General features: G+C 60.8%; 13 protein-coding genes. 10 read left to right on the top strand and 3 right to left on the bottom strand.

Annotated features, from left to right (window positions below):
• Window positions 1-3: 3 nt before the first annotated feature.
• From AC07PZ_RS21365 to AC07PZ_RS21345, 5 genes are read left to right on the top strand one after another with little or no spacing between them, the layout of a single operon-like run.
• Complete coding sequence (locus tag AC07PZ_RS21365) at window positions 4-420, top strand: DUF6950 family protein (RefSeq protein WP_495297150.1); 417 nt, start codon at window positions 4-6, stop codon at window positions 418-420.
• Window positions 408-4,196, top strand: coding sequence for a phage tail tip fiber protein (locus AC07PZ_RS21360; RefSeq protein ID WP_495297149.1), 3,789 nt, complete (start codon window positions 408-410; stop codon window positions 4,194-4,196). Before AC07PZ_RS21365 ends, AC07PZ_RS21360 begins: the two co-directional genes overlap by 13 nt.
• Window positions 4,193-4,789, top strand: a complete 597-nt coding sequence (locus tag AC07PZ_RS21355) for a hypothetical protein (RefSeq protein ID WP_495297148.1) — start codon at window positions 4,193-4,195, stop codon at window positions 4,787-4,789. The genes AC07PZ_RS21360 and AC07PZ_RS21355 overlap by 4 nt, the downstream gene beginning before the upstream one ends.
• Window positions 4,790-4,792: 3 nt before the next feature.
• Window positions 4,793-5,113, top strand: coding sequence for a hypothetical protein (locus tag AC07PZ_RS21350; RefSeq protein ID WP_495297147.1), 321 nt, complete (start codon window positions 4,793-4,795; stop codon window positions 5,111-5,113).
• Window positions 5,110-6,774 carry a hypothetical protein gene (locus tag AC07PZ_RS21345; protein ID WP_495297146.1) on the top strand — a complete coding sequence of 555 codons (1,665 nt, stop codon included), beginning with the start codon at window positions 5,110-5,112 and terminating at the stop codon, window positions 6,772-6,774. The genes AC07PZ_RS21350 and AC07PZ_RS21345 overlap by 4 nt, the downstream gene beginning before the upstream one ends.
• A gap of 182 nt (window positions 6,775-6,956) precedes the next feature.
• On the opposite strand, the gene AC07PZ_RS21340 is transcribed toward AC07PZ_RS21345, so the two are convergent.
• The 3 genes from AC07PZ_RS21340 to AC07PZ_RS21330 are packed head-to-tail and all read right to left on the bottom strand — an operon-like array spanning window position 6,957 to window position 9,409.
• Window positions 6,957-7,625 (bottom strand): DUF3226 domain-containing protein, encoded by a 669-nt coding sequence (locus tag AC07PZ_RS21340; protein WP_495297145.1) that lies wholly within the window; start codon window positions 7,623-7,625, stop codon window positions 6,957-6,959.
• The gene (locus AC07PZ_RS21335; protein WP_495297144.1) at window positions 7,625-8,689 is read right to left on the bottom strand and encodes an AAA family ATPase; all 1,065 of its coding nucleotides are present in this window, start codon (window positions 8,687-8,689) and stop codon (window positions 7,625-7,627) included. The genes AC07PZ_RS21340 and AC07PZ_RS21335 overlap by 1 nt, the downstream gene beginning before the upstream one ends.
• Window positions 8,690-8,731: 42 nt before the next feature.
• Window positions 8,732-9,409: a hypothetical protein gene (locus AC07PZ_RS21330; protein WP_495297143.1), complete on the bottom strand. Its 678-nt coding sequence runs from the start codon at window positions 9,407-9,409 to the stop codon at window positions 8,732-8,734.
• 279 nt (window positions 9,410-9,688) lie between these two features.
• Between AC07PZ_RS21330 and AC07PZ_RS21325 the strand changes: the two genes are divergently transcribed.
• The 5 genes from AC07PZ_RS21325 to AC07PZ_RS21305 are packed head-to-tail and all read left to right on the top strand — an operon-like array spanning window position 9,689 to window position 11,706.
• Entirely contained in the window at window positions 9,689-10,156 is a 468-nt protein-coding gene (locus AC07PZ_RS21325) for a hypothetical protein (RefSeq protein WP_495297142.1), read from the top strand.
• Window positions 10,153-10,650 (top strand): hypothetical protein, encoded by a 498-nt coding sequence (locus AC07PZ_RS21320; RefSeq protein WP_495297141.1) that lies wholly within the window; start codon window positions 10,153-10,155, stop codon window positions 10,648-10,650. The genes AC07PZ_RS21325 and AC07PZ_RS21320 overlap by 4 nt, the downstream gene beginning before the upstream one ends.
• Window positions 10,647-11,111, top strand: coding sequence for a D-Ala-D-Ala carboxypeptidase family metallohydrolase (locus tag AC07PZ_RS21315; RefSeq protein WP_495297140.1), 465 nt, complete (start codon window positions 10,647-10,649; stop codon window positions 11,109-11,111). The genes AC07PZ_RS21320 and AC07PZ_RS21315 overlap by 4 nt, the downstream gene beginning before the upstream one ends.
• Window positions 11,108-11,449, top strand: a complete 342-nt coding sequence (locus AC07PZ_RS21310; protein WP_495297139.1) for a hypothetical protein — start codon at window positions 11,108-11,110, stop codon at window positions 11,447-11,449. The genes AC07PZ_RS21315 and AC07PZ_RS21310 overlap by 4 nt, the downstream gene beginning before the upstream one ends.
• Complete coding sequence (locus AC07PZ_RS21305) at window positions 11,446-11,706, top strand: hypothetical protein (protein WP_495297138.1); 261 nt, start codon at window positions 11,446-11,448, stop codon at window positions 11,704-11,706. Before AC07PZ_RS21310 ends, AC07PZ_RS21305 begins: the two co-directional genes overlap by 4 nt.
• Window positions 11,707-11,792: the final 86 nt, after the last annotated feature.

Raw genomic sequence — 11,792 nt, 5'->3', positions numbered from 1 at the left:
GGCATGGCTGCAGATCTCGATGCCTTCATCGCGGCGCGGCGCGCTGTGCCCTTCGTGTACTTCGAACAGGACTGCGCGCACATTGCGGCCGATTGGGTGCTCGCCAAGACCGGCGCCGATCCGTTGGCAGATTTGCGTGCGGCCGGTGGCGTGCTTGCGTCGCGCAACCTGCTGACTGCGCTGCGCCTGGTGAATGCGGGCGGCGGCTGGATCGCCATGGCCACGGCGCGGCTGGGCCCGTCCGTGCATCCGATGCTCGCCCAGCGTGGCGACGTCGTGCTGATGCGCAGCGGCCGCCCTGTGGGCCGTGTGCGTGGCTACACGTTCGGTGTCTGCACAGGCTCGCACATCGTCGCCCCTGATAACGCCGGCTTGACATTCCAGCCGCTGAATATGGGAGTTGCTGCATGGCGCGTTTGATTCGACGCCTGCTGACATTGCTTGCGCTATGCGCGGTGTGTACCGCTGCGTCAGCCGAACCGATCACAGGGATCGTTCTCTTCACGATCGGAACCACCGCGGTCACTGTGGGGACGGCGCTGTATATCGCCACCGTCGCCTATGGCATTTATGGGTCGATTCAGACGAAGAAGAAGGCGCGGGCAGTTGCTCAGCGCGCCGCCGAGGCCGAGGCCGCGAACCTGAAGGACCGCACGGCGACGCTGGTCGCCTCCGACTCGCCCTGGCCGGTCGTCTACGGCTCGCCGGCGCCGGTCGGTGGCTCCATCGTCGCGGTGCTCACCAGCGGCGCGGATGAACGCTACAAACACGTCGTCATGGTCCTTGCTTCGCACGAGTGCGACGGCGTTGAGGCCATCTACATGGGCGGCGACTGGGTCGGCAACCTCGATGCGTACGGGTATGCGGATGGTGAAGAGTTCCGCCTCGAGGACGGCGTGCCCGGCGAGGTCATGGTGGCCTTCGACCTGCAGCCGTTTTCGCAGGAGGGCGAGAACGGCCCGATCATCTCGGACTACGGCATCCAGGCGCTACAGGTCTTCATTGGCAACGACCTCAGTATCGTTTCCATCGTCGACGAGAACGGCATCCCCTACGGCGATGACGTCCGCTATGAGCGAGGCGTGGCTGGTGCGCATTGGCTGATCGGCCCGATCGGCGCCAAGGGTAACGTCCGGTTCATCACCAACGGCCCCGGGCCAGCGCTCAATGTTCAGGTGCACCTTTCGCCGGGCGGGGTCGACACGGCGGACGCATTTCTGCGTGCGGCGCGGCCTGACCTCTGGACGGTGGACCACAAGCTGTCTGGCTACACGTACCTGGTGCTCACCTTCAATCTTTTGCTCGAGCGCTTCCAGGGCGGCATTCCCGAAGTGACCGTCAAGTTGCGGGGCAAGAAGGTCTATGACTACCGCACAGGCGTCACCGCATACAGCCGCAACCCGGCGCTTTGCCTGGCTGACTTCCTGCGTTCCGATGCCGGCTATGGCGCAGGCGTCGAGCAGCTCGAGCTCGACGCGCTGATCGGTGCGGCGAACGCCTGCGACGTGGTCGTCTACGACCAGGCCACGGTCGATGCAGACGCGGCGACCTATGGCGGATCTCGTGCCCGCTACACATGCGACGGCATGTTCAGGTCCGACCAGGATCGAGACACTACGCGGCAGCAGCTCGAGGACGCGATGGTGGGCTTCTCGCTCGAGTCGGGCGGTGTGTGGCGCATCCAGGCCGGCGCCTGGAGCACGCCGGTGCTTTCGCTCACTGACGACGACATGGTCATGCCGATCGCCGTCGTGCAGACCTGCAACGTCGGCACGGCACGCTACAACGGCGCCAAGGGGTCGTATGTCAACGCCGTACGCAACGGCGTCTCTGAGGACTTCACGCCCTACGTCAATGCCGTGTTCCGAGAGCAGGACGTCAAGGACAAGTTTCTGGACGTGACGCTGAGCTTCACCGGCAGCCACATCCGCACCCAGCAGACCGGCCGTGTGCTGGTCGAGCAGAGCCGCGGTGGCTTCGTGGTGCAGATCTTCCCGAAGATGCATGCGTGGAACCTGCAGCCCGGCGATCGAGTGGTGCTGAGCAGCGTGATGTTCGGCTTCACCAACAAGCCATTCCGCGTGCAGGACTGGACGTATCAGGTGGGCACGCCAGTCGCGTTGCAGTGCGTCGAGGACGAGGAGGCCTATTACGACCAGGTCGACGAAGTCCGCGCCGACGCATCGCCGAACACCAGCCTGCCGAGCCCCTTCCTCAAGCCTGGTCAGCCGCTCGACCTGGTCGTGCTGAGTGGCGAGAGCCAGATGGTCCAGCAGGACGGCGTGATGGTCGTCCGCGTGAAAGTCCAATGGGCTCAGTCGCTTGACCCTGCCGTGCTGCAGAGCGGCGTCGTGCGCGTGCAGTGGCGCCTCGCTGCCGAGGGCTCGACCTGGCAGACACTGGACCTTCCCGGCTACTCGACCGAGACGTATCTGCTTGGTCTCACCGTCAACGCGGTGTATGCCTTCCAGGTGCAGTTTCAAACCGCGTATGCGGTGAGCGCATGGTCGCGTGCATCGCACGTCGTGCACGGGCTCGAGGGGCCGCCGGACAGCGTGCTGGGCCTCGATCTGAGCGTCGAGCTCACCGGCATCTTTGCGTACTGGGATGAGCCCGAGGGCATCGACTTGCTCGGCTGGAGCGCAACGCAGATTCGCCGCGGCCCGACATGGGAGCTGGCCGAGGATGTCGTGTTGTTCGATGGCCGCGCGACGAGTGCGAACCTCGGGTGGTTCCCGGCCGGCACCAGTGCGGTGTGGGCAGCGCATCACAACGCCATCGGCGATTTCGCCGAGCCGGTCTACGACACGATCGACATCGAGCCGCCGGATCAGCCTATCCCTCATGCGGTGGTCAACAACCGCAACCAGGTGTCGATCACCTGGCTGGACTGCCGCACCACGCAACCCATCGGCTATTACGAGATTCGCCTCGGCGATACCTGGGACACGGCTGCCGAAATCGGCCGCACCCTGGGCCTGTCCTTCGAAGCTGTGCAGCCCAACTTCGGCCAGCATCGCTACTGGGTTACGGCCATCGATGTGGCGGGCAACCGTGGTGCGCAGGGCTATGCGGTCGCACTGACGCTGCAGAGCTACGACAGCGTCATTGGAAGCCTGCGCGGCAAGGTCACCACCGCGATCGACGACATCGCCGCCATGCAGCTGGCCGGCGACCTGATCGCATTCGACCAGCTCGGCAAGGCCAAGGCGGGAATCTACGAAAAGATCGAGGTCGTTGTCACCGACACGACCGCCCTCGCGTCTAAGTACGAAGCACTGTCCGCCGAGGTCGGCGACAACCAAGCGCTTGTCACCAGCCAGATCACGACACTTGCGACCGAGCAATCCGCGCAGGCGACGCAACTCGAGCTGGTCGCCGCGCTCACGGGCGACAACCTGGCCGCGATCGCCGACGAGACGACAGCCCGCACGACCGCGGATCTGGCGCTGGCTTCGGACATCACGACCATCCAGTCGAGCGTCGGCGGGCTGACCGGCACCGTCGAGCTGCAGGGCAGCACGCTGGCCAGCCTCGATGGCAACGTCGCGGCGCAGTACATGATCCGCACCGAGGCCACGGGCTGGGGCGGTCGGCGCGCGATGGCGGGCCTGTCGGTCGGCGTGTCGAGCAGCGGCGGCGGTGCGGACACGCAGAGCGAGGTCGCGGTGTTCGCCGATCGCTTTGTCGTGCTGCCGGACGCGTCGACGACGACGGCCGATGCGCCCTTTCGCGTTGAAGGCGGCATCGTCTTTATCAACATGGCGCGCATCAAGGACGCCGACATCGGCACTCTCAAGCTGGCCGGCTATGCCGTCACCGTGCCGGTGTCCGCCAAGTCGACCAGCTCCGTTGCTATTGCTGGTGGGTCGAGCAGCTGGACCACCATCCAGACCGCCTCGATTGCGACGTCGGGGCTTGGTCCCGTAATGGTCCTGTGCAATGCGACGATCACGCCTGGCACGCTGCCGGAAGGCTCCGGCGAAGACGGCAGCGTTCGCCCAGTGCCGATGGGCGTGCGCGTCGTGCGCGGCAGCACGGTTGTCTGGGACGGCGTGAGCGCGCCGGTAATGGACTCTGATTCACCTGGTGCCGGCTCATGGACGTACTCGCTCCAGGCCTGCCATCTTGAGTCGCCTCTTTCGCCTGGCAGTGCGAGTGCGCGCGTGATCATGCTGCTGGAGACCAAGCGATGAGCTGGACCGTCTACGACCTGATCAGCGGGCGAATCGAGCGCACGCTGACGCATTGCCCGCCCGAGATGCTTGCGCTGCAATACGACGCCGCAACGCATGGTTGCGTCGAGGGCGCGTTTGACGATGCGGCGCAACGCATCGTCGACGGCGCGCCCATCCCACTGCCGCCGCGGCCGTCGCCCGTGCATGGCTGGGACTGGTCTGCGCTGGCCTGGGTCGACAAGCGCACGCTCGACCAGGTGCGGGCCGACAAGCTGGCCGAAATCAACGCAGCGTTCCGCGTTGCATCGTCCGAGCTGATCGCCGGCTATCCGGCAGAGGAGCGACAGACCTGGGCCGCGCAGGAGGCTGATGCGCTGGCCTGGGCTGCCGACAACGACGTGCCCACGCCGTATCTCGATGGCATCGCCGCCGCGCGCGGGATCGACCCGGCGTTGATGCGCGCGAAAACGCTCGAAGCGGTCGACATCTTCCGCGTGTCCTCGCAATGGCTGGTCGGCACTCGGCAAGCCCTGCGCGATGCCATCAGCGACCCCACCGCCACGCGCGCGCAGATCGAAGCGATCGCCTGGCCATCCGAATCACAGGAGTAAGCGATGCCCAACATCATCGGTTTGGTTAAGGATCTCGAGGACCCCGGCACCGGGGCCGCCACGCGGTGGCATGCCGTGTCGGCGTACACCGTCATGCTGCGCACCAATACCAGCGCGGTCATCTTCGCGAGCTGGGTTTCGCGCGAGGCATTTGCCGCCGGCAAGCGCCCCGTGGCGCAGGTCACCGTGCAGCTGCAGGGGCGGCCGACCGGCCACAGCGATGACTTCGAACATTGGTTCTGCACTGCTGTCCTTGCGGCGGAGAAACCGAATCACCTGACCGGCGCGGAGCCGGCCTACGCCGCCGAGGAGCCTGCGGCATGAATGAAGGCACGTGGTATCGGACCGGCACGGTCTCGCTGGTCAATGGCTCGGACCTGGTCGACGGCTACGGCACGGAGTTCATCGACAACGTCTTTGTCGGCGGCATTTTCTTTTCCCCCACCGGACTGCATGAGGTGACGCGAATCATCAGCGACACGCAGTTGCAACTTGTCGCCTCATATGGTGGGCCGACAGCCGAGGGCGCTGAGTTTGCGGTGGCACCAACCCAGGGTGCGGTCGTCGCCGCGACGAAGCAATTGCAGGCTTTCTTGTCCTCACTCGGCCCGCTGAAGCAGGCGTGGGAGGCGGGTGACCTGAACGCGAGAGGGTTGGTGCTCAAAGGCGTCAAGAATACAGAAGCGGACTTGCCAGCAAGTGGAAATGTGCAGGGTGACGGCTGGCTGGTCGATGGCACCTTGTTCGTCTGGACCGGCCTGGTCTGGAGCGATCAGGGTGAGATGGTCACGACGCCGGGACTCGTTGCAATCCGCGACCAGACGCAGGCCGCAGCGGACATCGCGGTTCCCGCCGCGGCGGTCGCGGTCGCGGCGAAGGACTTGGCCGTCGAGATTGCAGGTACGGGCATTGAACTCTTCGACACGTTTGCTGGCCGTCCTGACGGATCGCCCGTCGCGGCGAAAACAGGGCAACCCTACCTGCTCGACGGAACGCATGGTTCTCTGCCGCGCATCATCGACGGCAAACTCTCAACTCTGACGCCCAACGGTCGGGCTGCGACCTATGCCCAGATCCTGCTCAAAGGATCCGTGCAGCGCATCGGTGCCATTGTGGAGTTCGGCGACTACTCGACAACCGACGGCGTCTGCACCTTGATCGCGTGGGCTGAGCGCATGGACAGCGATACGGCGACGCTGCCTGTGGATTCTCCGGCTCACGTCGTCTTCGGGAATGCACTGTGGACGTACAGCTATTTCGAATCGGGCATCAAGTCCGATTTGCAGTCTGTGGCGTGGCCGGCCGCGCTGGACACACACAAGCCATACATCGTGGAACTTGGGATTCACCGCGCTTCCAACAGCGCGTTCCTGATGATCTCGGATCTGCAGGGCAACGAGGTGCTATCTGCGAAGTTCACGCATCCGAAAATCGGTCAGATTGAGGCGCGGTATGCGTCGATCGAGAGCTATCGAAGCACCGCGACCGGCTCGCTCGCTGCATACACGGCTTGGTGGGCAAGCTCGTCGCAGGAGTACTGGCTGATGACGCTGATGCGCCTGCAGGCTGTCCCGCGCAAGCCGGCGGCGCGCCCGTACACCGCCGCTGCGGCCGCGTACCCCGTTCCGATCGGTTCCAGCGTCGCGATCGACGAAGCGAATGTGTATCTCGACTTCGATGCCACCTCGGACAAGGCGTTGGTCCGGTTCCGGGGCTTCTGGACCTTTTCGGCAGCCGTGACCGTCTACTTGACGGTGCGCATCATCAGTTCGACCTTCGGGAGCCAGCAGGTGGTCAATGGTTCGGAGACGGCGACGAGGCCGACCGATGGTGCGCGTGAAGTGGAATTTTTAGTAACTGGTCTCACTGCAGCCCGGCGCTATAGATTTTTTTTCGGGCACGTTGCCACAGTCGCAGGGGCGGCTGTATTGTCTGCCGACGCGAGCAAGAGTCGCAGCTTGTCGATGTCCGCACAATCTGTATAGGAATAATCGTGTTTTTTGTCTTTTATCTTGAATCAGATGCGGCGGCTTTGTACGATGCTTTGGAGTTAAAAGATTGCATTGAATGGGCTTCTTCAAATTCCAGTTTGCATGCGTGGATTATCAGGGAGGGCTTCGGTGGGCCAATAGTACATCGATGCAATGTTTGAATTCGATTCAGCAATTTATAAAACTGTAAGTTTTATGAACTCTCGAATCTTGTCCAGCGCTGGGCTCTTGGGGTCGAAAGCGCCGTTGGTATATCCACGTCCTGCACCCCGCGCGACGTCATTAGGTAGTCCTGCTAGATATGTCTGCGCTATTCGCTTATGCACAGATCCGGAAAGCGATTGCCCTGATCGCTTTGCTTCATCGATAGATTTATCAATAAATGCTCTCGCATTTACAGCGATGGGGTGATTTTCTACTGTTTGTAGGCATAGCTTTTCTAGATCCCCCTCACTCACAGAGTCCGGCATCGCAAAAATTCCAAAGGTAATGCCCTGGTCGTTCGTGCAATGACCCCCGAGAACGAGATCGGGTTGGTTTGATTTTGCAAGGGCCTTGGAAACCTCTTGAGTGATTTTCTTCGGGTCAGCATCTGCGTCACAGATAATTGCTATTTTTTTATTAATTCCTTTCGTGAAACTCGATGCCTTCATGAAACCTTCGATATGAGGAACGAAATTAGACTTTCCTTTCACCTGCACGATGCCGACTTTTGTCGGATCTGCTGATATCTCGTCGAGCAGGCTGCTTAGAAAATAGACATCGTCGATCCCTTCAACGATTAAGATGCATTCCCGAGATTGATATTTGTTTTCGTCGGCATAATATTTCGTCTCGAAGTTCATTATCTAATTTCCCAGTTTGCATCCAAAGAGTTCTTCAGTTCCGCGCCGTCGTAAATAATTGCGAGATTTGTATTTCCTTGAGCCTCAAGTCGAATGTATTCAAGGTCGGCCAAGCTTGGAATCCCTTCCAGTGCTCGCTCAAGGCATTCTTTGGAATGAGTGACCGCAAACACTTGGTTGTTATACTTCTCGGAAATCTGCGCAATAGTCCTCCATACCCGCGCCAACACAGAGTGGTGAATGGTTGAATCAAATTCATCCAATAGCAGAACTCCGCCGTTGTTCAATATTGCAGCCATAGTGAAGGTGAGCAATAGTTGAACCCCATCGCCGAGCATGGCAAAGGGCCGGAGAGACCCATCTTCGAGCTGAGCGTACATAACGGGGCCTAGTTCATGGAGTATCTGGATGCCGGCGAGATCAGGTCGAACGACTCTCATGGCCGCAACCAGCTCGCTCGCCCGATTTGATTTGAGAATCTCCGTATATTTCTGAGCGTCTTCCTCTGGCGGGGCTTTTACTGATGAAGTTACAAAATTCCCATTTGGGATTGCAGAACTTCCGACCTTGTAGAAGCTCGTGGCTATGCCGTCTCCAGAAGGCGTGAGGAACACGCCATCCTCGAGCACTCCGTTTAGTCGTGTTTTGAGATCCAATCCCGTTGAGTCCACTGCTTTCTGGATGGGTGCATCTGGCAAAAATTGAGAGCTTGGCACCGCGACGACAACTCCGTCCGGCGGGTGTCCATACTGGAGGAAGGCTTCAATCTCACCAACGGTGGTCTGCATCGAAATTTTCGCAGGAACCGCAGTGTTGAGGTTGGTGAAATATTGATCCAGAGTTTTTAAATTTCGGATCCCGAATCGCCGTGCGAAAAATGGTCTGGCCAGAGCATGGGGGCCGCGTCTGTCAAGTACTAAAAATATCGCTTCTAATAGCGAGGACTTGCCCGAACCGTTCAGTCCGCCAATTATGTTAATCCGCCTAAACTTTTCGACAGACAAATTGCCGAGTCCTCGAAAGTTCTCAAAAGATATAGACTTTATTAGATAATTTGTAGACATTGCATCGTTTTCTCTGTGTCGTGGTGTCAAAACAGCGGAATGTTATAGATGTGGCTCTTTGGGTAGGATGTTGAGATATATTGAAGCTCGCGGATCATAGGCGGTCCCTATTCCAAATCCATCGGGTTCATCTGTCTCTACAGTCACTGCCATTTTTATTATGGCTGAATTGATTAGTGCCTTAATGGCTTGACTCGCAAACGGGCGATTTAACTGTATTGCATTGACGCCCGTATTTTTTGCGCCGTATGTGACAGTATGGGTTCTTGTGACAATCGGAGTTGCGCCGGCTGCGATAAAAATTTCCAAAATTTTATTGGCGTACGACACGGGTTCTTCTTCATGACCGACGTTAACATGGACAACGCACGAGCTATCAATGCCTGCTAAGTCTAGAAGAATACGATTCCTTGCTTCTTCGCTGATGTTTCGTGGGCCCATTTTTTCCGTTATCGCCATCCGCGCTTGATGCTCAATTTCTAAAGCGGCCTCTAATATTTTGTTCTTCTTTAACAGCGCCTGGGCTTCCTCTGCGCTCAATCGCTCTTTCTCTCTGCTGCTCCAATAAGTGCCTATGGAGCCTAGGACTAAAAGCAGATTTCCAGTGATTGCGATAATTAGCGGCGTTACCCATAGTACTGAACTAAGCGAAAATATAGCGCCTGCAATCAGAGCAAGGTTCGAAACCGTCGATAGGGTTTTTGCTGTGTTCGGGCTCAAGCTCATCTTGGTGGACCTTTACGAGTGACAACCCAGCGTGCCGCAGTTTTAGACCTGAGACAACCCGCATTTGGGGGATGCGCCGCAAGACTCACTTCGAACTGCTTGGCGGCGTGACGACTTAGTGCGAGCCGACCGTTCCCGAGGGGTGTTCAATCAGTCCCACTTTTCCCTAGAAATGGGACGGTGCTTTGCCGAGACTGCCCAGTCAAAGGAAGCCGCCATGCATATCACTCTCGCAGCCGCGCCGCGTTGCGCACCCTCTATGCCGTCCCTACCATGACGGCGCAGATTCCGGCCTGGAGTGGCGCCAAGGCGCTCGCCGGCAGGCACATTACCACCCTGCCGCGTTACTGGATCACCAGACTCTACGTTGCACTTGCAACTCTCTCGTCGACCTGGACGATCTGGCGTGAACCTGAGGCGCTTACCCATCGGCTGATCGACCAAAGCGGCCACCCTGGCTGGTGGCTCGTTACTGCACTGGCCATCGCCGCAACCGTCGCGATCTGCGATGTCGTGATCAACGACCTGTTGCCCAACTCGCTGAGCCTGCGATGCACGAAGCGGTGGCGGCACTTCATCTATATCGGCCTGGCCATGGGCCTCGTGTGCATGTCGTTCGTCTTTATCGCCGGCGACGGCGGTTGGTGGCGGCCGCTGGTGCTGCCCTTTCTCGTCGACGCGGCCATGGCTGCTCTCGTCGCTTTCCTCGACCTCTTCCAACGCCACAAGGACCGGCAATGATGCGCGTGCTTCGTAATCGCTTTACCACCAAGCCCAGCGAGCAGCTGACGGCACCCCACCTGCGCCGGTTGATCTGGTCGCTGCTGGCCATCGTCTGGCTACCCTGGCTCTGCGTGCCGGCTCTCGCAGCAGTCGGACCTGTTTCATCGACGTTCGAGGATGCGCTGAACATTCCGCCGGTGCTGATGGTCCTGGCTATCGTTGTCTCGAGCCTGTCAGGCGCGACCGCGCTTCTGATGCGCATCGACCGCGAGCTCTCGGCCGCGCCCGATACGCCACTGCCGCGGCCATGGATCATGTGTGGCAGTCACATGGCCGGCGCCTGGCTCGCTGGCACGTTGGCCTTCATCATCAGCCGACAAGCGGGCTTCGACGTGTGGCCGACATTGGGCACCGTCCTCACCGGTAGCTTCGCGTCCGCGAAGTTCCTCGAGATGGGAATTGAGAAATTCCTGCCAGGTGGCGGCCGTACTTCGGCGGGAGGTGCAACGTGAATCTCACCCCGCATTTCACGCTCGAGGAGTTCGTCTCCAGCGAGACGGCCGCTCGCCGCGGCATCGACAACTCGCTGCCGACAAGCCTTCGAGTCACGGCCGTGCAGACGTGTGAACTGATGGAGCGCGTCCGCTCGACGCTCACCCGCTTGGCTGGACGTGATATCCCGATCGTCGTCACAAGCGGCTATCGATCGCCGGCGCTCAATGCCGCGATCGGTAGCGCATCGGGCAGCGATCACCCGCGAGCGATGGCGGTCGACTTCAAGGCGCCGACGTTCGGCTCACCGTTCGAGATCGCGAGCGCGCTCGCCCCGCTGGTCAGTGAGCTTGGCATCGGCCAGCTGATCCACGAGTTCGGGTCGTGGGTGCATGTGAGCACCAGGCGGCCCGAGCGTGACGTCAATCGCATCATCACGATCAGCGGCCGTGGCACCGAGGTCGGGGTCCGGCCTGTATGACGCCGCTCTCGTACGTCGTGGCGGCCAGCGTCCTCGCCAATGCGCTGCTCGGCGGGCTATGGCTTCAGGCGCGCGACAGCGTCACCGCGACCACCGTCGAGCGTGACCAGGCACGCGGCATGGCCAGCGTCTGCAGCGACGCCACCGAGGATCTGCGCATCCTTGCTGACAAGCGTGCCCTCGAGGGAAAGAAGCTGCAGGCCGCCGCCAGGTCGACGAGCGCCGGACGTGCTGTAAGGGCTGACGAGATCCTTTCTACGCCGCCGGCCGTCGCTGGCGACGACTACGCGAGCGCACGCGCGCGCATCGACCGCTGGTTGAAGGGTAGGGCGCCATGAGGCCGGCGATCGCGCTGACGGCGGTCTTGCTGGTCGGGTGCGCCGCATCGAGCGGAATTCAGAAGGTGCCGCTGCCCGTTGCATGCGACGTCGACGAGCCGGTACGCCCGGCGATGCCCACCGCCGCGTTGCGGCCGGGCGTCGACGTCGACGCGTTCGTCGCGGCTTCGCAGGCGGAAATTGAGCGCCGGGAAGGATATGAGGTGGAGCTGCTGGCCGCGCTGCGCAGCTGCACCGCGCCGATCGCGTCACCCTAAAAAGAACAAGGCGACCCGCCGCGGTGTTGGAGCACCTCGGCGAGCCGCCAGACCCCACAGAACGCGCCTGTGAGCCCCAGCCAAGG

The organism is Variovorax sp. GW821-FHT10B04 (assembly GCF_059415645.1).
The sequence above is the reverse complement of the archived record's forward strand: the minus strand, read 5'-3'. Positions and strand labels throughout refer to the sequence as shown.

Excerpts from the sequence above, each read along its gene's own strand:
- AC07PZ_RS21355 (WP_495297148.1), top strand. The coding sequence starts at position 4,193 with ATGAGCTGGACCGTCTACGACCTGATCAGCGGGCGAATCGAGCGCACG.
- AC07PZ_RS21365 (WP_495297150.1), top strand. The coding sequence starts at position 4 with ATGGCTGCAGATCTCGATGCCTTCATCGCGGCGCGGCGCGCTGTGCCC.
- AC07PZ_RS21340 (WP_495297145.1), bottom strand. The coding sequence starts at position 7,625 with ATGAACTTCGAGACGAAATATTATGCCGACGAAAACAAATATCAATCT.
- AC07PZ_RS21305 (WP_495297138.1), top strand. The coding sequence starts at position 11,446 with ATGAGGCCGGCGATCGCGCTGACGGCGGTCTTGCTGGTCGGGTGCGCC.
- AC07PZ_RS21360 (WP_495297149.1), top strand. The coding sequence starts at position 408 with ATGGCGCGTTTGATTCGACGCCTGCTGACATTGCTTGCGCTATGCGCG.
- AC07PZ_RS21325 (WP_495297142.1), top strand. The coding sequence starts at position 9,689 with ATGACGGCGCAGATTCCGGCCTGGAGTGGCGCCAAGGCGCTCGCCGGC.
- AC07PZ_RS21335 (WP_495297144.1), bottom strand. The coding sequence starts at position 8,689 with ATGTCTACAAATTATCTAATAAAGTCTATATCTTTTGAGAACTTTCGA.
- AC07PZ_RS21320 (WP_495297141.1), top strand. The coding sequence starts at position 10,153 with ATGATGCGCGTGCTTCGTAATCGCTTTACCACCAAGCCCAGCGAGCAG.
- AC07PZ_RS21350 (WP_495297147.1), top strand. The coding sequence starts at position 4,793 with ATGCCCAACATCATCGGTTTGGTTAAGGATCTCGAGGACCCCGGCACC.
- AC07PZ_RS21310 (WP_495297139.1), top strand. The coding sequence starts at position 11,108 with ATGACGCCGCTCTCGTACGTCGTGGCGGCCAGCGTCCTCGCCAATGCG.
- AC07PZ_RS21345 (WP_495297146.1), top strand. The coding sequence starts at position 5,110 with ATGAATGAAGGCACGTGGTATCGGACCGGCACGGTCTCGCTGGTCAAT.